The sequence below is a fragment of the Streptomyces sp. NPDC057253 genome (assembly GCF_042669125.1).
Taxonomy (GTDB): domain Bacteria; phylum Actinomycetota; class Actinomycetes; order Streptomycetales; family Streptomycetaceae; genus Streptomyces.
The window spans coordinates 1-23,830 of sequence record NZ_JBHUXV010000133.1; the positions used below are offsets into that span (position 1 = coordinate 1).

23 protein-coding genes are annotated in these 23,830 nt (G+C 70.4%); 11 read left to right on the forward strand and 12 right to left on the reverse strand.

Features of this window, described 5'->3' with window-relative positions; all coding sequences use genetic code 11:
• Nucleotides 1-32: 32 nt before the first annotated feature.
• Both ACFULQ_RS41380 and ACFULQ_RS41385 read right to left on the reverse strand, forming a co-directional pair.
• Nucleotides 33-1,712, reverse strand: a complete 1,680-nt coding sequence (locus ACFULQ_RS41380) for a carbohydrate binding domain-containing protein (protein WP_383554734.1) — start codon at nt 1,710-1,712, stop codon at nt 33-35.
• 191 nt (nt 1,713-1,903) lie between these two features.
• Complete coding sequence (locus tag ACFULQ_RS41385) at nt 1,904-3,037, reverse strand: ATP-grasp domain-containing protein (RefSeq protein ID WP_383554737.1); 1,134 nt, start codon at nt 3,035-3,037, stop codon at nt 1,904-1,906.
• Between the two features lie 263 nt (nt 3,038-3,300).
• Between ACFULQ_RS41385 and ACFULQ_RS41390 the strand changes: the two genes are divergently transcribed.
• Complete coding sequence (locus tag ACFULQ_RS41390; protein WP_383554740.1) at nt 3,301-4,161, forward strand: metallophosphoesterase family protein; 861 nt, start codon at nt 3,301-3,303, stop codon at nt 4,159-4,161.
• Nucleotides 4,158-4,928, forward strand: a complete 771-nt coding sequence (locus tag ACFULQ_RS41395) for a 4'-phosphopantetheinyl transferase (RefSeq protein ID WP_383554743.1) — start codon at nt 4,158-4,160, stop codon at nt 4,926-4,928. Before ACFULQ_RS41390 ends, ACFULQ_RS41395 begins: the two co-directional genes overlap by 4 nt.
• 26 nt (nt 4,929-4,954) lie before the next feature.
• On the opposite strand, the gene ACFULQ_RS41400 is transcribed toward ACFULQ_RS41395, so the two are convergent.
• Entirely contained in the window at nt 4,955-5,194 is a 240-nt protein-coding gene (locus ACFULQ_RS41400; protein ID WP_383554745.1) for a hypothetical protein, read from the reverse strand.
• Nucleotides 5,195-5,406: 212 nt separating this feature from the next.
• Here ACFULQ_RS41400 and ACFULQ_RS41405 point away from each other — a divergent pair, with 212 nt between their 5' ends.
• Complete coding sequence (locus ACFULQ_RS41405) at nt 5,407-6,429, forward strand: alpha/beta fold hydrolase (RefSeq protein ID WP_383554747.1); 1,023 nt, start codon at nt 5,407-5,409, stop codon at nt 6,427-6,429.
• A 10-nt stretch (nt 6,430-6,439) separates the two neighbouring features.
• Here the strand turns inward: ACFULQ_RS41405 and ACFULQ_RS41410 are convergent, their stop codons facing one another.
• Both ACFULQ_RS41410 and ACFULQ_RS41415 read right to left on the reverse strand, forming a co-directional pair.
• A complete protein-coding gene (locus ACFULQ_RS41410; RefSeq protein ID WP_383554789.1) occupies nt 6,440-6,970 on the reverse strand; it encodes a toxin-antitoxin system, toxin component in 531 nt (176 codons plus the stop codon).
• A 32-nt stretch (nt 6,971-7,002) separates the two neighbouring features.
• Nucleotides 7,003-7,662: a helix-turn-helix domain-containing protein gene (locus ACFULQ_RS41415; protein ID WP_383554749.1), complete on the reverse strand. Its 660-nt coding sequence runs from the start codon at nt 7,660-7,662 to the stop codon at nt 7,003-7,005.
• A 224-nt stretch (nt 7,663-7,886) separates the two neighbouring features.
• On the opposite strand from ACFULQ_RS41415, the gene ACFULQ_RS41420 reads away from it, so the two are divergent.
• From ACFULQ_RS41420 to ACFULQ_RS41450, 7 genes are all read left to right on the forward strand, one after another.
• Nucleotides 7,887-8,537, forward strand: coding sequence for a hypothetical protein (locus ACFULQ_RS41420; RefSeq protein WP_383554751.1), 651 nt, complete (start codon nt 7,887-7,889; stop codon nt 8,535-8,537).
• 142 nt (nt 8,538-8,679) lie between these two features.
• Nucleotides 8,680-9,675, forward strand: a complete 996-nt coding sequence (locus ACFULQ_RS41425; RefSeq protein WP_383554754.1) for a LacI family DNA-binding transcriptional regulator — start codon at nt 8,680-8,682, stop codon at nt 9,673-9,675.
• A gap of 110 nt (nt 9,676-9,785) precedes the next feature.
• Nucleotides 9,786-11,132 (forward strand): ABC transporter substrate-binding protein, encoded by a 1,347-nt coding sequence (locus ACFULQ_RS41430; protein ID WP_383554757.1) that lies wholly within the window; start codon nt 9,786-9,788, stop codon nt 11,130-11,132.
• 5 nt (nt 11,133-11,137) lie between these two features.
• Nucleotides 11,138-12,091 carry a carbohydrate ABC transporter permease gene (locus ACFULQ_RS41435; protein WP_383554759.1) on the forward strand — a complete coding sequence of 318 codons (954 nt, stop codon included), beginning with the start codon at nt 11,138-11,140 and terminating at the stop codon, nt 12,089-12,091.
• Nucleotides 12,088-12,948: a carbohydrate ABC transporter permease gene (locus ACFULQ_RS41440; RefSeq protein ID WP_383554761.1), complete on the forward strand. Its 861-nt coding sequence runs from the start codon at nt 12,088-12,090 to the stop codon at nt 12,946-12,948. Before ACFULQ_RS41435 ends, ACFULQ_RS41440 begins: the two co-directional genes overlap by 4 nt.
• Nucleotides 12,949-12,975: 27 nt before the next feature.
• The gene (locus ACFULQ_RS41445) at nt 12,976-14,562 is read left to right on the forward strand and encodes an alpha-amylase family glycosyl hydrolase (protein WP_383554763.1); all 1,587 of its coding nucleotides are present in this window, start codon (nt 12,976-12,978) and stop codon (nt 14,560-14,562) included.
• Between the two features lie 77 nt (nt 14,563-14,639).
• The gene (locus ACFULQ_RS41450; RefSeq protein ID WP_383554765.1) at nt 14,640-16,802 is read left to right on the forward strand and encodes a discoidin domain-containing protein; all 2,163 of its coding nucleotides are present in this window, start codon (nt 14,640-14,642) and stop codon (nt 16,800-16,802) included.
• On the opposite strand, the gene ACFULQ_RS41455 is transcribed toward ACFULQ_RS41450, so the two are convergent.
• From ACFULQ_RS41455 to ACFULQ_RS41485, 7 genes are all read right to left on the reverse strand, one after another.
• Nucleotides 16,771-17,586, reverse strand: a complete 816-nt coding sequence (locus ACFULQ_RS41455) for an ABC transporter ATP-binding protein (RefSeq protein ID WP_383554768.1) — start codon at nt 17,584-17,586, stop codon at nt 16,771-16,773. The genes ACFULQ_RS41450 and ACFULQ_RS41455 overlap by 32 nt on opposite strands.
• Nucleotides 17,587-17,612: 26 nt before the next feature.
• Nucleotides 17,613-18,392, reverse strand: coding sequence for an ABC transporter permease (locus ACFULQ_RS41460; RefSeq protein WP_383554770.1), 780 nt, complete (start codon nt 18,390-18,392; stop codon nt 17,613-17,615).
• A complete protein-coding gene (locus tag ACFULQ_RS41465; RefSeq protein ID WP_383554773.1) occupies nt 18,389-19,162 on the reverse strand; it encodes an ABC transporter permease in 774 nt (257 codons plus the stop codon). Before ACFULQ_RS41465 ends, ACFULQ_RS41460 begins: the two co-directional genes overlap by 4 nt.
• Nucleotides 19,159-20,130, reverse strand: coding sequence for an ABC transporter substrate-binding protein (locus ACFULQ_RS41470; protein ID WP_383554776.1), 972 nt, complete (start codon nt 20,128-20,130; stop codon nt 19,159-19,161). The genes ACFULQ_RS41465 and ACFULQ_RS41470 overlap by 4 nt, the downstream gene beginning before the upstream one ends.
• Nucleotides 20,131-20,295: 165 nt before the next feature.
• Nucleotides 20,296-21,234: a PDR/VanB family oxidoreductase gene (locus ACFULQ_RS41475; protein WP_383554779.1), complete on the reverse strand. Its 939-nt coding sequence runs from the start codon at nt 21,232-21,234 to the stop codon at nt 20,296-20,298.
• Nucleotides 21,227-21,403, reverse strand: coding sequence for a hypothetical protein (locus tag ACFULQ_RS41480; protein ID WP_383554781.1), 177 nt, complete (start codon nt 21,401-21,403; stop codon nt 21,227-21,229). Before ACFULQ_RS41480 ends, ACFULQ_RS41475 begins: the two co-directional genes overlap by 8 nt.
• Entirely contained in the window at nt 21,400-22,473 is a 1,074-nt protein-coding gene (locus ACFULQ_RS41485; protein WP_383554783.1) for a Rieske 2Fe-2S domain-containing protein, read from the reverse strand. The genes ACFULQ_RS41480 and ACFULQ_RS41485 overlap by 4 nt, the downstream gene beginning before the upstream one ends.
• A gap of 258 nt (nt 22,474-22,731) precedes the next feature.
• Between ACFULQ_RS41485 and ACFULQ_RS41490 the strand changes: the two genes are divergently transcribed.
• Nucleotides 22,732-23,796 (forward strand): chitinase, encoded by a 1,065-nt coding sequence (locus tag ACFULQ_RS41490; RefSeq protein ID WP_383554786.1) that lies wholly within the window; start codon nt 22,732-22,734, stop codon nt 23,794-23,796.
• The last annotated feature ends 34 nt before the right edge of the window (nt 23,797-23,830 follow it).

The following is a 23,830-nucleotide window of genomic DNA, read 5'->3' on the forward strand; positions in this document are numbered from 1 at the left end:
CCGCCCAGGTCAGCCGGCGGGCACCGCCCCGGTCAGCCGGTGAAGCCGGCCGTGATCGAGGTGAACTGCCAGGTGTTCTGGCTGATGCCGGAGCAGTTGCTGACCACTCCGCCGCCCGGGCACGGCCGGTCGCGGTTGACCGACCAGAACGCGAGCCGGGCGATGTGGTGCGCGTTCGCCCAGTCCCGGATCTGGGTCCAGATCGCCGGGGTGGTGTTCTCCTGCTGGTCGGAGAGCCCGTTCATGCCCGAGATGCCGATGTGGGAGTACGCGGTGGCGTCGTCCCAGCCGAACGTCGACTTCAGCTTGGCCTTCAGCCCCTCGGTGGCGTTCACGGTGTTGCCGTACATGTCGGAGCCGCCGCCGAAGTCGAACGGCATGATGGTGAACACGTCGATGTTCGCGCCGAGCGACTGCGCCTGCTCGATGAGCCGGTTGCCGTAGTACGTCGGCCCGGTGGTCGAGGTGCCGAAGGTGACGATGGTCTTGAGGCCCGGGTTGTTGGCCTTGACCGTCTTCAGGGCGGTGAGGATCCTCGCCTGCACGGCCTCGTTCTCGAACTCGTCGGTGTTCTCGATGTCCATGTCGATCGCCTTGAGCGAGTAGGCGTCGATCACCTTCTGGAGGGCGGCCGCGAGCGCGCTCGCCGAGGAGCAGTTGGCGCCGAGCTTGCTGCCCTGCCAGCCGCCGAACGAGGGCACGACGTCACCGCCGGCGGACCGGATCTGGTTGATGGCGGTCTGGTCGACCCCGCCGGTCAGCGGCCGGGTGCTGTCCCAGGCCGGGTTGCAGCCACCGGAGTCCAGCATGAACGCCATCGTGAACCACTTGACGCCGGTCGCGCTCATCACGGTCGTCGGGCTCGGCGGATCGCCCCAGCCCTCGTACAGATAGGGCGCGGCCTGCTTGAAGCCGGTGCCGCCCCCGCCGCCCGCGTCCGTCGTCACGCTCACGGAGTTCGAGGCGCCCGAGGTGTTGCCGGCGGCGTCACGGGCCTTGACGGTGAAGGTGTACGCCGTGCTCGGCGAGAGCCCGCTCACCGTGGCGGACGTCCCGGAGACGCTCAGGACGTTGTTCGAGCCGCTGTAGACGTCGTACGCCGTCACCCCCACGTTGTCCGTCGAGGCGTTCCACTTCAGCGACACGCTCGACGAGGTCTTGCCGGTGGAGGTCAGCCCGGCCGGCGCGGTCGGCGCCTGGGTGTCCGAGCCACCGCCACCGCCGGGGCCGTCGAGGCTGATGTCGTCGGCGTAGTAGGTGCCCTGGGCGTACCAGCCGTGGACGTAGATCTGCGCGCTGGTCTGCGTGGAGCCGGTGGTGAAGCTCGTGGTGAGCCGGCTGTACGCCGACGGGGAGGTGGTCCAGGTCGAGGCTCCGCCGGTCACCCCGAGGTACACGTACGAGCCACGCACCCAGCCGCTGAGCTGGTACGTGGTGTTCGGCTGCACGGCGACGGTCTGGCTGCACTGCGCGTTGTCGCTCGAACTCACCGCGCCCTGAAGGGCCTTGGAGCCCCCGTGCACGGGAGAGGAGACGACGGAACCGAGGTTGCCGGTGCAGGTCCAGGGCGAGAGACCGCCCGACTCGAAGCCGGGGTTGGTCAGGATGTTGGCCGCCTGGGCGCTCTGGGGAAGTGCGATGGCTCCGGCCAGCGCGAGGGCGGCGGAGCCGAGCAGAGCGAGAACTCTGGAACGTCTGAGTGGGTTGCGCACGCGATCTCCCTGAAGAAATGGGGGTGTTCGGGAGTGCAGAAAGGTGCAGGGGTGCGCAACCAAGTTGGTATGGACCAATGCCCCTGTCAAGACGAGGGGCGGGATTGGTCCATACCGGTGCAGGGAAAGTGCCTTCAGGGGCGCGGGGAACTGCGCGATCAACCACGACGGCCCCGCACCCGGCGGACAACCTAAAGCGGCAGCACCTGCCCCGCAGCCTCGACGACAACCGGCTCCGCAGTCGCAGGCGCAGGCACCGCGGGCAACAGCTCGGACACCTCACCCCGCTGGGCCGGAATCGACACCGGCCGAAGCTGCCGCGGCCCCGACACCACCGTGTAGTCCTGCCCGAGGAACGGCGGCTCGATCACCCCGGTCTCCTCCCCGAGCGCCAACTGCACGGCGGCCCACGGCACATTGACCCCGCACAGGGACAGCTGGTGCAACCCGCCCGCCGGCCGCGTGTTGACATCCATCAGCACCGGACGGTCACCGAACATCCGGAACTGGATGTTGGAGAGATAGTGCAGCCCGAACCCCTCGGCGATCAGCCGGGCCGGCTCCAGCCACTGCTCGTCCCGCGTGAACCCGCGCCGACGGCCGTTCTTCGTGCGGCCGATCGCCAGCCGCACCCGGTTGTCGGTCCCGGTGAGCGTGTCCACCGACACCTCCGGCTGCTCTAGCCGCGGCATGACCAGCCAGTCGACCTGCTCGTCGGCCCGCTCCAGCGCCTCGACGACCATGTCGAGCGAGACGTAGGGACTCGGGAAGCCGTTGAGGTGCGCGAGCGAGAAGGGGGCGCGCGTGATCACCCGGAAGCCCACCCCGCCGGCGCCGGACGCCGGCTTGAAGCACGCCTTGTGCCCGTCCGCCTCCAGCTTCTCCACGGCCGTCACCAGCTCGGCCGCGGTCCGCACCCGCCACCACGGCGGCACCGGGACACCGATCGCCTGGACCGCCTCGTAGGCGACGACCTTGTCGTGGAAGACGGCCACGCCCTCCGGCGGCGGCGCCAGCAGCGCCGTACCGACCGCGGCGAAGTCGGCCCGGTGGGCCACGATCGCCGCCTGGTGCAGCCGGGGCACGAACACGTCGATGCCGCGCCGCTGGCACTGGTCGAGTGCGAACTCGACATAGGCGGCAGGGGACAGGCCCTCCGGCTCCAGCTCGGCGGTGTCGGCGGCGGCCAGCACGGGCGAGTCGGGGTCGCCGTGCGTCGCGTGGATCTCGACGGCGCGATCGCTGGGATTTCGCCGCAACTGATCCATGAAGAAGACGTTCTCCGCGTACGTGCGGTTGAGCCAGACGCGTACGCGAGAGAGCATGCAGGCCGCCTTTCGGGCTTTTTCGGGCAGGGCGAAGCGAGCCCGGCCCGGGCAGGGTGATTGGAGGGACACCAAACCGCCCCTTGCGAAGGGAAGTTCCATGCGGTGGTGTTGGGGCGATCATACGGCTTTCCAGGGGTCCCGCGTGCAACGCCCGTGTTACGGATTCCCCGATCATGAAGCCGCGCCCGGACGGTCCACTCTTGTACCGGGAAACCAAATGTGTTGTCGTGGTCCCACCCGGGTGCTCGGAGGGGGCGAGAGTGACGTCTACGGCCGGTGCCGCGGCACAGCTCCTGGCCATCAGCGACCTGCACATCGGCTACCCCGAGAACCGCGCCCTCGTCGAGCGGCTGCGCCCCGGGACCGACGACGACTGGCTCCTGGTGGCCGGTGACGTCGCGGAGACCGTCGCCGACGTCCGCTGGGCCCTCGAAACCCTCGCCGGCCGCTTCCGCCGGGTCGTCTGGGCCCCCGGCAACCACGAACTGTGGACCCACCCGAAGGACACCGTCACCCTGCGCGGGGTCGCCCGCTACGAACACCTCGTCGCGATGTGCCGGGACCTGGGCGTCCTCACCCCCGAGGACCCCTACCCCGTCTGGGACGGCCCCGGCGGCCCGGTCGCCGTCGCCCCGCTCTTCCTGCTGTACGACTACTCCTTCCTGCCGGCCGGCTGCACCACCAAGGAGCAGGGCCTGGAGTACGCCCACGGCACCGGCATCGTGTGCAACGACGAGTACCTGCTGCACCCCGACCCCTACCCGACCCGCGAGGCCTGGTGCCGGGCCCGGGTCGCCGAGACCGAGCGAAGACTCGCCGCGCTCCCCGCCGACCTGCCCACCGTCCTCGTCAACCACTACCCGCTGGACCGGCACCCCACGGACGTCCTGTGGTACCCCGAGTTCGCCATGTGGTGCGGCACGACACTGACCGCCGACTGGCACCGCCGCTTCCGCGTCGAGACGATGGTCTACGGCCATCTGCACATCCCCCGGACCACCTGGCACGAGGGGGTCCGCTTCGAGGAGGTGTCGGTGGGCTACCCACGGGAGTGGCGGGGGCGGCCGGAGCCGCCGGGCCGGCCCCGCCGGATCGTGCCCGGGGAGGTGGGCGCACGATGATCGAGGAACTCCTGCCGGACTCGGTCGACGCCGTCGAGGCGTACGACGGCGAGGCGTACGGCGGCGAGGCGTACGGCGGCGACGAACCGGAGCACGCGGGGCCGCACCCCACGGAGGCCGCGCTCTCCGGGCCGCACCCCGAGCAGGCCGCGCTCGCCGGGCTGTACCCCGAGGAGGCCGCGCTCGTCGCGCCCGCCGTCCCCAAGCGGCGCCGGGAGTTCGCCCTGGTGCGCGCCTGCGCCCGGCGGGCCATGGAGAAGCTCGGGGTGCCGCCGCAGCCGCTGCTGCCCGGGGAACGCGGTGCCCCGCGCTGGCCGGCCGGACTCACCGGCAGCATGACCCACTGCGACGGCTACTGCGCCGCGGCCCTGGTCCGGGCCGCCGACCTGGCCTCCCTCGGCATCGACGCCGAACCGCACGGACCGCTCCCCGAGGGCGTGCTGGAGAGTGTCTCCCTGCCGGGCGAGCGGGTCCGGCTGCGGGAGCTCGCCGGGACGCACCCCGCCGTCCACTGGGACCGGCTGTTGTTCAGCGCCAAGGAGTCCGTCTACAAGGCGTGGTTCCCCCTCACCGGCACGTGGCTGGACTTCTCCGAGGCCGACATCGCGATCCTCGTCGACCCGGACAAGGCCCTCAGCGGCACCCTGCGCGCCGAACTCCTCGTCCCCGGCCCGCTGGTGGGCGGTGTGCGCCGCCAGGCCTTCGAGGGCCGCTGGACGGTCCGGGACGGGCTCGTGGCGACCGCGGTGACGGTGCCGCACGCCTGAGCGCGCGGCACGCTCCCCGGCACCCCCTATGGCTCCGGCGGGCACCAGCTCCGCAGCAGCCTGAAGAACCCCTCCTCATTGCCCGCCAGGCCCGCGTCCGCCAGGGCCTGTTCGGCCTCGGCGAGGACCGCCGGCGGGACGACCGGTGGCCGGGCGCTGTCGGGCGGACCCGACGCGGTGTCGAAAGCGGCTCGGACCGTGTGCAGCAGCCGCAGATACGCCTGGACGGCGGTGCGCTCACGGTCGGTCAGTACGGCGGTGGGCATCGGCGGCTCTCCCCAAGTCATGGTCGGTCATACGGGTGTGCATCTCCAGCTTGCCGTCCACCACTGACAATCCGGCTCGAGCGCCCTGTCGTTCGCCCGCTTAGCGGAGGCGAAACCTCCTCGAAATCACCACGGGGAAAGCGGTCCTACGCTGGGAGGAAGGGCTTTCGGCCGCCTCGCCGCGGCCGGAGAACGCACAGGGAGGTGAGCCCGTGGTCGACAACCCGCGCGGGCGTCCGGCGCGCGCCGTCCGGCTGCGCCCGGTGGGCGACGGCGAACTGGAGCTGCGGTACCGCGTGGTGCACGGCTACCGCCGTGCCTACCGGATGGCAGGGGAGGGCCCGGCGCTGGTGCTGGTGCACGGCATCGGGGACTCCTCCGCGACCTGGGCCGACCTGATCCCCGACCTCGCCCGCACCCACACCGTGATCGCCCCCGACCTGCTCGGGCACGGCGACTCCGACAAGCCGCGCGCCGACTACTCGGTGGCCGCGTACGCCAACGGCGTGCGGGATCTGCTCACCACCCTCGGCATCGAGTCGGCCACCCTGGTCGGGCACTCGCTGGGCGGGGGAGTGGCGATGCAGTTCGCCTACCAGTTCCCCGAGCGCACCGAGCGGCTCGTCCTGGTGGGCGCGGGCGGTGTGGGCCGCGAGGTCAACCCCGTGCTCAGGCTGGTGTCGCTGCCCGGCGCCCACCTGATGCTGTCCGCGCTGCGGCTGCCCGGCATGCGGCTCCAAGTGGGCCTCGCCGTCCGTCTGATGAAGCTCCTGGACACCGACCTCGGCCAGGACGCCCCGGACCTGCTGAACCTCGTCGACGCGCTCCCCGACGAGACCTCCCGCAACGCCTTCGTGCGCACCCTGCGCGCGGTCGTCGACTGGCGCGGACAGGTCGTCACCATGCTCGACCGCTGCTACCTCACCGAGGGCATGCCGACCATGCTGCTGTGGGGCGACCGCGACAGCGTGGTGCCGGTACGGCACGCCTTCGGCGCCCACGAGGCGATGCCCGGCAGCCGCCTGGAGATCTTCGAGGGCGCGGGCCACTTCCCGTTCCACACCGACCCCGCCCGGTTCGTCTCGCTGATCCAGGAGTTCACCGCCACGACCGCCCCGGCGGACTGGAGCCGGGACCACTGGCGGGAGCTGCTGCGCGAGGGACGGCCCGACGGCACGCGTGCGCGTGCGGTGGAGCGGGACCTGAAGGGGGCGAGTGAACGCAGCGCGACCTGAGGGGCGATTCTCAGCCCTGCTGTCCGCGGTACCCGAGCGACGCCTCGATGCGCCCCGCCAGATGATCCCGCTGCACCGGCCCCCGCAGCGCCGAACCGGCCAGCAGGGTCCGGCACTTGCTGGCCAGCAGCAGACCGAAGCTCTCCGCGTCCCGCTCGTCGGCGAGCTCGAAGCGGCTGCGCGCGGCGACCTTGCGGACCGTGGCCTGGAGGTCGGCGTCGTCGCTGAGCAGACGGGCGGCGACCGCGGCGCCCTCGACGTGGTGGGAGCAGTGGCCGGCGTTCATGTGCCACAGCTCGTGGCCGAGGATCACCAACTGGTGGTCGGGCGCGGTGCGTTCCTCGATCACGACGAGGTCCTGGTCGGCCATGTCGAGCCACAGCCCGCTCGCGGTGCCGGGCGGGAAGGGTGCCGTACGGAAATGGACCGGGCGGCCCCGGCGTCTGCTCATCGCCTCGCACAGGGCGCCGTACAGGTGCTCGGGCCGGGCCGGCGCGGTCAGCTCCAGCTCCGCCACCAACTCGCCGCTGAGGCGGCGCATGTGCTTACCGATGCCCACAGTTGTCTCCCGGATCAGGACTCGGGCCGCTTGACGCTCTCCAGGAGCATGTCCAGCCACTCGGCGACCTTGTCACGGTGCTGGTCGGTGGGCAGCTGCGCGGCCCGCCAGGCGATCCCCCGGACGCCGTGGTCCTGCAACAGCCGCTCCAGCGGGTCGTCGTGGGCCGCCGCCGCGGCCTCCCGCTCCCGGTCGGCGAGTTTGTGCAGCAGCTCCTGCTCGGTGTGCTGGAGGGCGCCCGCCAGCGCCTCGGGGTCCTCGGCGGTGAGGAATCCGGCGTGCACCCGGAAGAACCGCTGGATGGCGTCGCAGTGCTCCATGGTGGGGCGGCGGTCGCCGTTGATGAGGGCGCCCGCCTGCTGCCGGGACATGCCCGCCCCGTCCGCGATCTCCTGCTGGGTGTACTTGCGGCCGCCCGGCTTGAGCCGGGTGCGGCGCAGCAGGTCGAGCCGTTGCAGGAACCGCGCCTGGACGTCCGGTTCGCCCGCCGGGCGCCCGCTCAACAGGGCCTTGACCACGGGTTCGGGGACACCGGAGGCGACGGACAGCCGGCCGGTGTCGAAGACCTGCGCGTGCGGGACGCCGAGCCGGTCGGCGAGTGCGGTGACGCGGGCGACGACGGCCGTCAGTACGACCGTTGCCGCGTCGTCCGGGCTCTCGAAGCCATCCGACACCGACAGATCTCCTACGTCTCTCACCCGACTTCTCACGGGCGGTCGCCGTGAACTTCCCGGAGAGTAGCCCGATGTTCGAACTCACATCCAGGTCTCGCCACAACTGTGGCCAATTTCAGCCGTCAACCGCCACGGAATGCCACGATAGTTGACACGCCTCGCTCCGGGGAAGCAGGATCAAGGCGCCGCGTGAAGGCCGCATAGGCAAGAGGGGTGACCTCCCGATGGCACATCAGGCAGGTGGGCAGCCGTCGGAACTGCGGCCCGTCCCCGAGGGGCTCGAAGCCCAGGCGTACCTTCAGGACTACGCCACGCTCCTGGAAGCCGTCCCCTTCCCGTCCGTCGTCCTCGACCACCGCTGGGACGTCGTCCTCGCCAACGCCGCTTTCGCGTCACTTTTCCGCGCCGTGGGCCCGCATCCGACAGCCATGCCGGGCGACAACTTCCTTCGCTTCGTGCTCTTCCACCCCGATGCCGGCACCGTCCTCGGTGAGCACGAGTCGCGCTGGTGCCTGCCGATGCTCGCGCACCTCGCGGCCGCGGTCGAGCGGCACGGCCATGACCACGGCCTCCAGGCGATCCGCCGGGACATCGCCCAGGACCCGATCATGGAGGCCGCCTACCGGCACGGCCTGCCGCACTGGATCCGCGCGGTCGGCGAACAGGCCGTGGAGCACGACGGCTCGGTACGCCCCCTGGTGCATCCGGACCCGCGCTGGGGCGCCACCGACTGCCGGCTGGTCGACGAGACCCCGCGCACCCTGCGCGACCTCGGGTACACCAGACTGACCCTGGTGCTCCGCCCGGCCACCGCCCGACGCCGCCCGCGGCGCACCGCGAGCCACCTCACGGTGGTACCCACCCCCGAGGCCTGACGGGCACCGTCGGCGTTCAGGTCGTCGACGGCGCCTCGTCAGTAATCGTCCGCCCCCGTGGAGCCATGGCGTTCCACGGGGGCCGCCCACGTCGGCCCCCTTTACGCAAGCGGCTTGCATTCCTTGCGCTATTCTTGCGCGCATGACGCGACGACTTGCCGAGGTGGCGAAGAAGGTCGGGGTCAGTGAGGCCACGGTCAGCCGGGTGCTCAACGGCAAGCCGGGAGTCTCCGAGGGCACCCGGCAGGCCGTGCTGTCCGCGCTGGACGTGCTCGGCTACGAGAGGCCGACGCAGTTGCGGGGGGAGCGGGCGCGGCTGGTGGGGCTGGTGCTGCCGGAGCTTCAGAACCCGATCTTCCCGGCGTTCGCCGAGGTCATCGGCGGGGCGCTGGCCCAGCTCGGGCTGACCCCGGTGCTGTGCACCCAGACCAAGGGCGGGGTCTCCGAGGCGGACTACGTGGAACTGCTGCTGCAACAGCAGGTGTCCGGGGTCGTCTTCGCCGGCGGGCTGTACGCGCAGGCCGACGCCCCCCACGACCACTACCGGCTGCTCGCCGAGCGCAGGATCCCGGTCGTGCTGGTCAACGCGTCCATCGAGGATCTCGGCTTTCCCGGGGTCTCCTGCGACGACGCGGTGGCGGTGGAGCAGGCCTGGCGGCACCTCGCCTCGCTGGGGCACGAGCGGATCGGGCTGGTGCTGGGGCCGGAGGACCATGTGCCCTCGGCGCGCAAGCTGGTCGCCGCGCGGGTCATGGGGGACCTGCCCGACGAGCATGTCGCCCGCGCGATGTTCTCGATCGAGGGCGGGCACGCGGCGGCCTCCCGGCTCATCGACCGGGGTGTCACCGGCATCATCTGCGCCAGCGACCCGCTGGCACTCGGCGCCATCAGGGCCGCCCGCCGCAAGGGCCTGGACGTCCCCTCCCGGATCTCGGTCGTCGGCTACGACGACTCGGCGTTCATGAACTGCACCGAGCCTCCGCTGACCACGGTCCGGCAGCCCATCGAGGCCATGGGCAGGGCGGCCGTGGAGCTGCTGAACACCCAGATCAGCGGCGGTTTCGTGACGCGCGAGGAGCTGCTGTTCGAGCCCGAGCTGGTGGTGCGGGGCTCGACGGCGCAAGCACCGCGTTCCTGAGATCCATCCTGCTGTCGAATAATTACAGATTCTGCGCGACATCTTGCGGACGGATGTCGGCGGTGCTTGAGTGTGCGGCGCCCACCGCTCCTGCCACGAGGGGTCCACCGATGAGAAGCACCGGGTACCGCCGTACCTTCGCCGCGCTCGCTGTCTGTTCCCTTGCCCTTGCCGCCTCCGCCTGTGGATCGGGCGACGACTCGGCGAGCGGCAAGACCCGCATCACGGTCAACTGCATGCCGCCCAAGAGCGCCAAGGTCGACCGCCGGTTCTTCGAGCAGGACATCGCGTCCTTCGAGAAGCAGAACCCGGACATCGACGTCGTCGCGCACGACGCGTTCCCCTGCCAGGACCCCAAGACCTTCGACGCCAAGCTCGCCGGCGGGCAGATGGAGGACGTCTTCTACACGTACTTCACCGACGCCAAGCACGTCGTCGACATCAACCAGGCCGCCGATCTCACCCCGTACGTCAAGGAGTTGAAGAGCTACCCCACCCTCCAGCAGCAGCTCCGCGACATCTACACGGTCGACGGGAAGATCTACGGCATCCCGCGCACCGGCTACTCCATGGGCCTGATCTACAACAAGCGGCTCTTCGCGAAGGCCGGCCTCGACCCCGAGCAACCCCCCACCACCTGGGCCGAGTTGCGGGCCGACGCCAAGAGGATCGCCGCTCTCGGTGACGGCACCGTCGGGTACGCCGACTACAGCGCCCAGAACCAGGGCGGCTGGCACTTCACGGCCGAGCTGTACTCCCAGGGCGGTGACGTCGTCAGCGCCGACGGCAAGAAGGCCACCATCGACACCCCCGAGGGCCACGCCGTCCTGCAGAACCTGCACGACATGCGCTGGACCGACGACTCGATGGGCAGCAAGCAGCTCCTCGTCATCAACGACGTCCAGCAGCTGATGGGTTCGGGCAAGCTCGGCATGTACCTCTCCGCTCCGGACAACATCCCGATCCTGGTCAAGGAGAAGGGCGGCGACTACAAGGACCTCGCCCTCGCCCCGATGCCCGGCGGCAAGGGCACGCTCATCGGCGGCGACGGCTACATGGTCAACAAGAAGGCGAGCCCCGACCAGATCAGGGCCGCCCTGAAGTGGCTCGACCACATGTTCCTCACCCCCGGCGCCGGCTTCCTCGGCGACTACGCCCGGGCCAAGAAGGCCGACGCCCCGGTCGGGCTGCCCGAACCGCGGCTGTTCACCGGCGCCGCCGACGCCAAGGACCAGCAGGTCAAGAAGGCCAACGCCAATGTGCCGGTGGAGAACTACCAGGCCTTCCTCGACGGCAACCAGAGCCTCGACATGAAGATCGAGCCGCCGCACGCCCAGCAGATCTACTCCGTCCTCGACGGCGCCGTCTCCGCCGTCCTCACCAAGAAGGACGCCGACATCGACCAGCTCCTCAAGGACGCCTCGGCCAAGATCGACGGCATCCTGGCCCGGGGCTGACCGGCATGACGAAGACGGCCGAGCGGCTCGCGGAAGTCGCCGTCCACCCGGTGCAGGCGCCGCCTCCCGCAGGGGACCGGAGGCGGCGCCGCCTCGCCGACCAGGTCCGCGCCTACGGCTTCCTCCTCGGCGGACTGCTCTGCTTCGCCCTCTTCTCCTGGTACCCGGCGATCCGCGCCGTCGTGATCGCCTTCCAGAAGTACACGCCCGGCTCCGACGCCGAATGGGTCGGCACCGCCAACTTCACCCGCGTCTGGCACGACCCGGAGTTCGCCGCCGCCTGGCGCAACACCCTCACCTTCACACTGCTGGCCCTGCTCATCGGCTTCGCGATCCCGTTCGTGATGGCCCTCGTCCTCAACGAACTCCGGCACGCCAAAGCCTTCTTCAGGGTCGTGGTCTACCTCCCGGTGATGATCCCGCCGGTGGTCAGCGCCCTGCTGTGGAAGTGGTTCTACGACCCGGGCGCCGGCCTCGCCAACGAGGCGCTGCGCTTCCTCCACCTGCCCACCTCGAACTGGTCCAACGGCGCCGACACCGCGCTGATCTCCCTGGTGATCGTGGCGACCTGGGCCAACATGGGCGGCACCGTCCTGATCTACCTGGCCGCCCTCCAGTCCATCCCGGGCGAGCTGTACGAGGCCGCCGAACTGGACGGCGCGAACCTGCTCCAGCGCATCCGCCATGTGACGATCCCGCAGACCCGGTTCGTCATCCTCATGCTGATGCTCCTTCAGATTATCGCGACCATGCAGGTGTTCACCGAGCCGTTCGTCATCACCGGCGGCGGACCCGAGAACGCCACGGTCACCGTCCTCTACCTGATCTACAAGTACGCCTTCCTCTACAACGACTTCGGCGGCGCGTGCGCGCTGAGCGTCATGCTCCTGCTGCTCCTGGGCGCCTTCTCCGCCGTGTATCTGCGCCTGACCAGGTCCGCGGAGGGAGACCTCGCATGAGCACCCGCACCCTGATCTCCCCGGCGGCGCTCGCCCGCCCGCGCGGCAGGGCCGTCTACTGGACCGTCTTCACCGCGGTCGTCGTCCTCTTCGCGCTCGCCTTCCTCTTCCCCGTCTACTGGATGGTCACCGGTGCGATGAAGTCGCCGGACGAGGTGAGCCGCACTCCGCCCACCCTCGTCCCCGAGCGCTGGCACCTCGGCGGCTACACCGACGCCTGGGAGCTGATGCAGCTCCCGCAGCACCTGTGGAACACCGTGGTCCAGGCCGCCGGAGCCTGGGCGTTCCAGCTGGTCCTGTGCACGGCGGCCGCCTACGCCCTGTCCCGGCTGAACCCCGCCTTCGGCAAGGTGATCCTCGGCGGGATCCTCGCCACGCTCATGGTCCCGGCCCAGGCCCTGGTCGTACCGAAGTACCTGACCGTGGCCGACCTGGGCCTGCTCAACGACCCCCTCGCCATCTGGCTGCCGGCTGTGGCCAACGCCTTCAACCTGTATCTGCTCAAGCGGTTCTTCGACCAGCTCCCGCGCGATGTGCTGGAGGCCGCCGAGATGGACGGCGCCGGGAAGCTGCGCATCCTGTGGTCGATCGTGCTGCCCATGTCGAGACCGGTCCTCGGGGTGGTGTCGATCTTCGCGCTGGTCGCCGTGTGGCAGGACTTCCTCTGGCCGCTGATGGTCTTCTCCGACACCGACAGACAGCCCATCGGCGTGGCACTCGTCCAGCTGTCGCAGAACATCCAACTCACCGTGCTCATCGCCGCGATGGTGATCGCCAGCATCCCGATGGTCGCCCTCTTCCTCGTCTTCCAGCGGCACATCGTCGCCGGGATCAGCGCGGGCAGCACGAAGGGCTGACCACCTCCCCGCAGAAAGGCAGGCTCCGTGGCACAGCAGGACTGGTGGCGCTCCGCCGTCATCTACCAGGTCTACGTCCGCAGCTTCGCCGACGGCGACGGAGACTGCACCGGTGACCTCGCCGGGGTCCGCGCCAGGCTGCCGTACCTCGCCGAACTCGGTGTGGACGCCCTGTGGTTCAACCCCTGGTACCTCTCACCGATGAAGGACGGAGGCTACGACGTCGCCGACTACCGCGCGATCGACCCGGCCTTCGGCACCCTCGCCGAGGCGGAGAAACTCATCGCGGAGGCACGGGAGCTGGGCATCAGGACGATCGTCGACATCGTGCCCAACCACGTCTCCGACCAGCACCCCTGGTTCCAGGCAGCGCTGAAGGCGGGCCCCGGGAGCCCCGAACGCGAGCTGTTCCACTTCCGGCCCGGACGCGGCGCGCACGGCGAACTCCCGCCCAACGACTGGCCGTCGCAGTTCGTCGGCTCCACCGAGCCGGTGTGGACACGGCTGCCCGACGGCGACTGGTACCTGCACCTGTTCACCCCGGAGCAGCCCGACCTCAACTGGGCCCACCCCGCGGTCCGCCAGGAGCACGAGGACATCCTGCGGTTCTGGTTCGAACGGGGAGTCGCGGGCGTCCGCATCGACTCGGCCGCCCTGCTCGCCAAGGACCCCGAGCTGCCCGACCTCGCCGAGCGCCCCCACCCGCACCCCTTCGTCGACCGCGACGAACTCCACGACATCTACCGCTCCTGGCGAGCCGTCGCCGACGAGTACGACGGCGTGTTCGTCGGCGAGGTCTGGCTCCCGGACACCGAACGCTTCGCCCGCTACCTGCGCCCCGACGAGCTGCACACCGCGTTCAACTTCGCCTTCCTGTCCTGCCCCTGGGACGCGGAGCGACTGCGCACCTCGATCGACACGACCCTCGCCGAGCACGCCCCGGTGGGCGCGCCCGCCACCTGGGTGCTGTGCAACCACGACGTCACCCGCACGGTCACCCGCTACGGGCGCACGGACACCGGCTTCGACTTCGCGGCCAAGGCCTTCGGCACCCCGAGCGACCTCGCCCTCGGCACCCGGCGCGCCCGCGCCGCGGCCCTGCTCTCGCTCGCGCTGCCCGGAGCCGTCTACGTCTACCAGGGCGAGGAGCTCGGCCTGCCCGAGGCGGACATCCCCCGCGACCGCATCGAGGACCCGATGCACTTCCGCTCCGGAGGCACCGACCCGGGTCGCGACGGATGCCGGGTGCCGCTGCCGTGGGCGGCGGGGGCGCCCCACGCGGGCTTCGGCTCGCACCAGGAGCCCTGGCTGCCGCAGCCGGACGGCTGGGCGTCGTACGCGGTCGACGGGCAGGCCGTGGACCCCGGGTCGATGCTCAGCCTGTACCGCGAGGCGATCAGGGCCCGGCCGGTCTTCGGGGACGGCCCGCTCACCTGGCTGCCCGCCCCCGAGGGCGTGCTCGCCTTCGCCCGGGACGCGGGGGCCCGATGCGTGGTCAACCTCGCCGACGCGCCCGCCGAGCTTCCTGAACACTCCCAACTCCTGCTCACCAGCGGTCCCTTGGATCCCCAGGGCCGCCTCCCGAAGGACACCGCCGTCTGGCTCCGAGTCTGAATCCCCACCCACCACCGAGCCTGAGTCCTCACCCCACCGAGCCTGAACCCCCACCCCCACCGAGAAGGGATCAGCACATGCACAGATCTGTCAGGGGCATGCCAGCACTGATGGTCACGGCCCTCGCCGCCGGCCTCCTCACCGCCACGGCCCCCACCGCCCACGCGGCCGCCGGTGCCACCCTCCCCTTCACCTCCGTCGAGGCCGAGTCCGCCACCACCACCGGCACGAGGATCGGCCCCGACCACACCCAGGGCACGCTCGCCTCGGAGGCGTCGGGCCGGCAGGTGGTACGGCTCACCGCAGGTCAGCGCGTGGAGTTCACCGTGCCGCGCGCGGCCAATGCCGTGAACCTCGCCTACAGCGTCCCCGACGGCCAGTCGGGCACGCTGAACGTCTACGTCAACGGGACCAGGCTCGCCAGGACGCTCGCGGTCACCTCCAAGTACTCCTACATCGACACCAGTTGGATCCCGGGCGCCCGGACGCACCACTTCTACGACAACGCCCGCCTCGTGCTCGGCCAGAACGTCCAGGCGGGCGACAAGGTCGCCTTCGAGTCGACCGGCACCCAGGTCACCGCCGACGTGGCCGACTTCGAGCAGGTCGCGGGAGCCGCGGCACAGCCCGCCGGATCCGTGTCCGTGACCTCCAGGGGCGCCGACCCCACCGGCAACGGCGACTCCACCCAGGCCTTCCGGGACGCGATCTCCGCCGCCCAGGGGGGAGTGGTGTGGATCCCGCCGGGCGACTACCGGCTGACCTCCTCACTGAGCGGCGTCCAGAACGTCACGCTCCAGGGCGCCGGAAGCTGGCACTCGATCGTGCACACCTCCCGCTTCATCGACCAGACGAGCTCCTCGGGCGGCGTCCACATCAAGGACTTCGCGGTCGTCGGCGAGGTCACCGAGCGCGTCGACTCCAGCCCGGACAACTTCGTCAACGGCTCGCTCGGCCCCGGCAGTTCGGTCTCGGGGATGTGGCTCCAGCACCTCAAGGTCGGCCTGTGGCTGACGGGCAACAACGACAACCTCGTCGTCGAGAACAACCGCTTCCTCGACATGACGGCCGACGGCCTCAACCTCAACGGCAACGCCCGCGGGGTCCGCGTACGGAACAACTTCCTGCGCAACCAGGGTGACGACGCCCTCGCCATGTGGTCCCTGTACGCGCCCGACACCGACAGCAGCTTCGAGAACAACACCATCACCCAGCCCAACCTGGCCAACGGCATCGCGATCTACGGCGGCACGGACATCGCGGTCAGGAACAACCTGGTCTCCGACACCAACGCCCTCGGCAGCGGCATCGCGATCTCCAACCAGAAGTTCCTCGACCCCTTCTTCCCCCTCGCCGGCACCATCACGGTGGACGGCAACACCCTGGTCCGCACCGGCGCGATGAACCCCAACTGGAACCACCCGATGGGCGCGCTGCGGGTCGACTCGTACGACAGCGCCATCAACGCCACCGTGCGCATCACCGACACGACGATCACCGACAGCCCGTACAGCGCCTTCGAGTTCGTCTCCGGTGGAGGACAGGGCTACCCGGTCCGGAACGTCACCGTGGACGGGGCGACCGTCCGCACCACAGGCACCGTCGTCGTCCAGGCGGAGGCCCAGGGCGCCGCCACCTTCCGCAATGTCACCGCCACCTCGGTGGGGGCCGCGGGCGTCTACAACTGCCCCTACCCGGCGAGCTCCGGCACCTTCGCCCTCACCGACGGCGGCGGCAACTCCGGCTGGAACACCACCTGGTCGGACTGCTCGACCTGGCCGCAACCGGGACAGGGAAATCCCGACCCGGACCCGAACCGCAACCTCGCCAAGGGCCGTCCGGCCACCGCGACCGGCTCCCAGGACGTCTACACGCCCGGCAAGGCCGTGGACGGTGACGCGAACAGCTACTGGGAGTCGGCCAACAACGCCTTCCCGCAGTCCTGGACCGTGGACCTCGGCGCGAGCCAGGCCGTACGGCGTCTCGTGCTGAAGCTGCCCCCGTCCTCGGCGTGGGGTGCGCGCACCCAGACCGTCACCGTGCTCGGCAGCACCGACGGCGGGAGCTACTCCACGGTCGTCGGCGCGCAGGGCTACCGCTTCGACCCGGCGACCGGCAACACGGCCACCGTCTCCCTGCCCAGTGGCACCAGCCTCAGATACCTCCGCCTCTCCGTCAGCGCCAACACCGGCTGGCCGGCAGGGCAGTTCAGTGAAGTGGAGGCGTACTCGACTTCGTGACCACGGCGTCCTGCACGGTCCCGCGTTTCGCCGCCTGGATCTGCTCGTACACATGGGTGCGCAGTTCGGCGAAGCGCGGGGCCACACGGGTGTGCAACTGGTCCCGCTCGTCGGGGAGATCGACCTTGAGCTGCTCCTGCACGACCGTCGGCGAGGCCGACAGCACGATGACCCGTTCGCCCAGGTAGACCGCCTCGTCGATGTCGTGGGTGACGAACAGGATCGTGATGCCGCGCTCGCGCCACAGCCGTCGTACGAGATCCTCCAGGTCGGCGCGGGTCTGCGCGTCCACCGCGGCGAACGGCTCGTCCATCAGCAGGACCTCGGGTTCGTACGCCAGGGCGCGGGCGATCGCGACCCGCTGCTGCATACCGCCGGAGAGCTGCCACGGGTAGGCGCCGGCCGCGTCCGAGAGGCCCACCGACTCCAGGGCGTCGGTGACCAGTTCCTGACGCCGTGATCTGGTCAAGTGCTTCTGCTTCAGGGGGAGTTCGACATTGTCGGCGACCCGCATCCACGGGAACAGGCTGCGGCCGTACTCCTGGAAGACGAAGGCCATGCCGGGCGGGGGGCCGCTCACCTTCCGGCCGGCCAGGTGGACTTCGCCGGCCGTCGGGGTGAGCAGTCCGCCCATGCACTTGAGCAGCGTGGTCTTGCCGCAGCCCGACGGGCCGACGAGACACACGAGTTCGCCCGCCTCGACGGTGAAGGTGAGGTCGCGGACCGCCTCCACCCGGCGCCCCGACCCGTCGTAGACCTTGTTCAGGCCGCGTACGTCCAGCATGGACCGCCCTTTCGGGTTCGGGGGACTCACGGGGACCGCCGGGTCGAGGCGCGCAGGCCGTGGTACCAGGCGAGGACGCGCCGCTCGACCAGTTGGAAGACGACCGAGAGGAGACAGCCGAGCAGCCCGAGGACGATGATCCCGGTCCACATGTCGGGGACCGCGAAACTGCGCTGGAACTGCACGACGGTGAAGCCGATGCCGTTGCTGGCCGCGAACATCTCGCTGATGACCATCAGGATGATGCCGATCGACAGGGCCTGCCGCAGCCCCGCGAAGATCTGCGGGCTCGCCGAGCGCAGCACCAGATGGCGCAGGCGCGCCTGACCGGAGATGCCGTAGGAGCGGGCGGTCTCCAGCATCACCGGGTCGACCGCGCGGACGCCCTCGACCGTGTTGAGCAGGATCGGCCAGACGCAGCCGCTCGCGATGACCGTGACCTTCATGGTGTCGCCGATGCCCGCGAACAGCATGATGACCGGGATCAGCACGGGCGGCGGGATCGCCCGCAGGAACTCCAGGACCGGTTCGCACACCGCCCGCACCCGCCGGTAGGAGCCGATGACGGTGCCGAGAGCCACCCCGGCCACGGCGGCCAGGGCGTAACCGGCCGTGAGCCGCCAGATGCTGGGCAGGACGTCGTCGCGCAGCCGCTCGGCTGTCCACACGTCCGGGAAGGTCCGCAGGATGGTGCGCAGCGGCGGCCAGAAGACGTCGGTGCTGTCGTCGGAGGCCAGCCACCAGACCGCGAACAGCACCGCGGGCAGGGCGAGGACGAAGACAAGCCGAAGGGCGAGCCGCTTCACACCGCCACCTCCCCGCGCACCGACTGGTGCCAGGCCAGCGCCCGTCGCTCCACGGTACGCGCGCCGACGTTGATGAGCAGCCCCAGCAGACCGGTGACCACGATCAGCGCGTACATCTCCGGCACCGCCTGCGAGTTCTGCGCGACCGCGATCCGCGCGCCCAACCCCGGCGCCCCGATGACGAGTTCACCGGTGATGGCGAGGATCAGCGCGACGGCCGCGGCCAGCCTCAGGCCGGTCATCACGTACGGCAGCGCGCTCGGCCACAGCACGTGCCGGATCCGCGCCCAGGTGCCCAGGCCGTACGACCGCGCCGTCTCGTCGGCGACGGGGTCGACGTCCTGGACGCCGTAGAGCGTCTGGATGAGGACCTGCCAGAAGCCGGCGTAGACCACGAGCAGGAGCACCGAGCGCAGTTCGCTGCCATACAGCAGCACGGCCAGCGGGATGAGGGCGACCGAGGGGATCGGGCGCAGGAACTCGATCGTCGAGGCCGTCGCCTCGCGCAGGTACGGCACGACCGAGACGACCACGCCGACGACGATCCCCGCGGCGGCTGCGATGGCGAGGCCCAGGGCCCAGCCGGTGAGGGTGTCGCCGAGGGCGGTCCAGAAGGCGCCGTCGGAGAGCTCGTCGGCGAAGGCGCGGGCGATCCGGCTGGTCGGTGGGAAGTACTCCTCCTTGACCAGACCGATCCGGGGCACCACTTCGCCGAGGGCCAGGAAGGCCGCGAGTCCGGCGGCGCCCAGTGCCGCGTTCGGGACCCTCACGGAAGCAGCGCGTCCACGTCGGGGGTCTTCTTGAAGAACCCGTCCTCCTCGCCGAGCTTCGCCAGCGCCTCGATCGAGGCCTTGTCCGGCTCGGCCGGCCACTTCGGGAGGATCACCTGCTCCAGGACCGACGCCGGGATCTTGGTGTACGTCGTGATGATCGCGCGTGCCTCGTCGGGGTGGGCGTCGGCGTAGGCGAGGGACTCGGCGGTGGCCTCCTGGAACCTCCTCACCACGTCGGCATTCTGCTGCTGGTACCGCGTGGAGGTGAAGTACATGGCCACCGTGGTGTTCGCGGCCACGTCCACCATCGGGGAGGCGATCACCCGGCCGCCCTGGCCCTTGATGGTGGCGAGCGCGGGCTCGACCGCGCAGGCCGCGTCGACCTGGCCGCTGTCGAGCGCGGCGGGCATCTGGTCGAAGGCGAGTTCCACGAACCGCACCTTGTCCGGGTCGCCGCCGGCCTTGCGGACGGACTCGCGCACCGCCGACTCGTTGATGTTCTTCAGGGTGTTGATGGCGACCTTCTTGCCCTCCAGGTCCTTGGCGGACTTGATCGGGCTGTCCTGCTTCACCGCGATGCCCGCGAAGTCCTTGCCCGTCACGCCCGTTGAGGCGATGCCGTTGGAAACGGCCTTGACCGGCACGCCGTTGGTCTGGGCGATGAGCAGGGAGGTGACGTTGGAGAAGCCGAACTGGAACTGTCCGCTCGCGACTCCGGGCACGATGGCCGCGCCTCCGGACGCCGTGGAGATCTGGAGCTTCAGCCCGTGCTTTTCGTAGAAGCCCTTCTTCTGGCCCAGATAGACGGGCGCGACATCGACGATCGGGATGAGCCCGAGCTTGACGGTGGTGGTGCCGCCGGACGACGCCCCCGGATCCGGGGCCCCCGAGTCGTCCGACGACCCACAGGCCGACGCGGTGACCAGTAACGCTCCGGCCGCCAGGGCGGTGAGCGGACGACGCATGGCTCCTCCTGTGCAGACTTCGTTGTTCCGACAGGCTGTGCGCGCGGATCCGCACAGTGGTGCTCAGCGCGAAAGGTAGGGGGCTCGTGGGTACTTGGTCAACACCTTTGGCTGACAATATTGTTGACATTCACTTCGGCGGGGATCGAGCCGCCCCGAGGATGGCTACAGGTCCAGGACGAGCCTCTTCCCCCGGCACCGGGACACGCAGATCATCATCGTCTCCCCGGCCTCCCGCTCCTCGTCCGTGAGCACCGAGTCCCGGTGGTCCGGGGTGCCTTCGAGGACATCGGTCTCGCAGGTGCCGCAGGTCCCCTCGGTGCAGGAGAACAGCACCTCCACGCCGGAGGCGCGCACGGCGTCGAGCACGGAGACGTCCGGGGCGACGGTGACGGTCGTGCCGGTCTGCGCCAGCTCGACCTCGAACTGCGTGTTCTCGCCCTCCGGTTGCTCCTTCGGCGTGAACCGCTCCAGGTGCAGCAGACCGGCCGGGCAGCGCTGCTCCACCGCGTCGAGGAGCGGACCGGGCCCGCAGCAGTAGACCAGGGTGTCCTCGGGGACGCCGTCGAGCACCGACGGCAGGTCCAGGAGGCCGGTCTCGTCCTGGGGAGCGACGGTGACGCGGTCGCCGTAGCGGCTCAACTCCTCGGTGAACGCCATCGACCGGCGCGTGCGGCCGCCGTACAGCAGCGTCCACTCGGCGCCCTCGGCCTCCGCGGCCGCGAGCATCGGGAGGATCGGGGTGATGCCGATGCCGCCCGCGATGAAGCGGTAGCGGGGTGCGGGCCGCAGCGCGAAGTGGTTGCGCGGCCCGCGCACCCGGACCTTGTCGCCCTGGCCCAACTGCTCGTGCACATGGGCCGATCCACCGCGCCCCGCGGGCTCGCGCAGCACGGCGATCCGCCAGCCGGTGCGGTCGGCGGGGTCGCCGCACAGGGAGTACTGGCGCTCCAGGCCCGGCCCGAGCAGCACGTCGATGTGGGCGCCGGGCTCCCAGGCCGGGAGCCGCTCGCCGAGCGGGTGGCGCAGGGTGAGGGCCAGCACGCCGTCGGCCGCAGGCTCACGGCGGTCGACGACGAGTTCGGCTTCGTACACGTCACTCATGAACGGATCCCTCGGGCTCGTGTCCTCGCGGATGAGCGAGCATCCACTCCCACATCTCGATCGGGTCCTGCGAGGTGTGCTCGCGGCCGCAGTGACAGGTGCCGTGCAGGGTGTCGGTGCCCGGCAGCCAGTCGATGCGGTAGATCTCCCCGGTGGGTCCGGCACTCACAGGACCTTCTCCACGGGCTTGTCGCCCTCCTCGACCAGTCGGGCGAGGATACGGCGGGCGGCGAGGCCACCGGTGTCGATGTTGATGCTGAGCTCCTGGTAGCCGGCGCGCTCGGTGCCGAGCGTCCGCTGGAGCAGGTTCAGCGCGTCCACGTCCTGCATCACGACCGTGTGGTTGTTGCTCCGCAGGAACTCGGTGACCTCGGCGTCCTCGGTCGCCCAGTCGCGCGAGACCATCCAGAAGTCGTACACGTGACCGTCGCCCGACGGCGTGATCGCGTACGTGATCTCGGTGTGGAAGCCGTTCGGGTCGCTGCCGTCGGCCTCGGGCAGCACGCCGACCGGGGCGATGCGGCTGTGCAGCAGATACAGACAGGGCGCGTGGTACTCGATGTCCTGCCAGCGGGTGATCCGGCCCTCGATGCCGGTCGACCTGGCGTAGAACGGCGGACATTCGGCGTCGTCCATGTGCCGGCTCACCCGTACGATGCCCGCGCCCTCGTCGACCTCCGTGGTGATCGGCGTCTCGGCGACCTCGGGGGTGCCTATGTAGCCGCCGTGCAGATAGGTCTCGTGGGAGAGGTCGAGGAGGTTGTCGACCAGCAGTCCGTAGTCGGCGTCGATGGGCTCCATACCGCGCACGGTGACCCAGCCGGGGGAGTCGAGATGCCGGGCCCGGGGGATGGTGTCGGCGTCGGCGAGGGCCGGGTCGCCGATCCACACCCAGACCAGGGAGTCCTGCTCGACCACGGGGTAGGAGGCGACCCGGGCGGTGCGCGGCACCCGCTTCTGCCCCGGCACGTACACACAGGTGCCCGAGGTGTCGTACGTGAACCCGTGGTAGCCGCAGACGAGTTGGTCGCCGTCGAGCCGGCTGGGCTTCTCGTGCAGCGGGAACCGGCGGTGCACACAGCGGTCGGCGAGCGCGACGGGTGTGCCGTCCTCCTCGGTCCGGTAGAGGACGAGCGGCTCACCGAGGATCGTCCGGCCGAGCAGCTCCTCGCGCCCGACCTCGTGGCTGTAGGCGGCGACGTACCACTGGTTCCTGGCGAAGGCGGTCATGTGCGGCATCGTTGCGGCTCCCGTCTGTCGTGGTGGTGGCATCGTCCGGGCGGCCGCCGGGACACGGCAACACCCCTTCCGTCTCACGGAAGTCCGACGGAAGTCCCCTGGAAGCGGAACGGCGAACCGCGTGCTGGGAAAGCGGTGGGCAAGCTAATTGTAAAGAACCTTGACAGTTATGTGGTCTAGTCCAATCATGGGCTCCGATCCACCCCGCGGTTCCGTCCTTCCGCTGTCCCCGCATGCCCTTTCCCCCTGGGAGCGTCAGTGAGACGACTTCGCACACTGCTGTCCTGTCTGAGCGTCAGCGCCCTGTCCGCCACCCTCGCCGGAGTCGGGGGAGGGAGCGCGCTCGCGGCGCCGCTCTCGCCCTCGGGCTTCGGCAAGCCGCTGCCGGCCCAGGTGGCCGCGCCCTACTTCGAGTCGTGGACCGGCCAGAGCCCGGCCGACCTCGCCGCCGCCTCCGGCAACAAGTACCTCACCCTGGCCTTCCTCCAGACGGCCGCGCCCGGTTCCTGCACCGCCTACTGGAACGGCGACACCGCACAGCCGATCTCGAAGGCGGCCTTCGGCCGGGACATCGCCACCCTCCAGGCGCGCGGCGGCAACGCCGTCCCGTCCTTCGGCGGCTGGTCCGCGGACACCACCGGCACCGAACTGGCCGACAGCTGCACCAGCGTCGACGCCATCGCCGGGGTCTTCAAGAGCCTGGTCACCACCTACGGCATCACCCGCATCGACCTCGACGTCGAAGGCGACTCGATCAACAACACCGCCGGGATCGACCGCCGCAACAAGGCGATCGCCCAGGTGCAGCGCTGGGCCCAGCGCACCGGCCGCACCGTGCAGTTCTCCTACACCCTGCCGACCTCCACCAAGGGCCTGGAGGCCAACGGCCTCGCCGTGCTCCGGAACGCCGTCGACAACGGCGCCCGCGTGGACGTCGTCAACCTCATGACCTTCGACTACTACGACGGCGCCACGCACGACATGGCCGCCGACACCGTGACCGCCGCCGAGGGACTGCACGCCCAGCTGGCCGCGCTGTACCCGCACAAGAGCTCCGCGAGGCTGTGGAGCATGATCGGCGTCATCGAGATGCCCGGCATCGACGACTACGGCCCCGAGGAGACCTTCACCGTCGAGAACGCGGCCGCGGTCGAGAAGTGGGCCGAGGCGAGGAAGATCAACACCCTGTCCTTCTGGGCCCTCCAGCGCGACAACGGCGGCTGCCCCGGCACCGGCGGCTCCGACTCCTGCTCCGGCATCGCCCAGGACACCTGGGCCTTCAGCCACACCTTCGAGAAGTTCACCGGCGGAGGCCGCGGCTAGCGGTACGCCTCAGGGCGACGGCACGGGCCCGGTG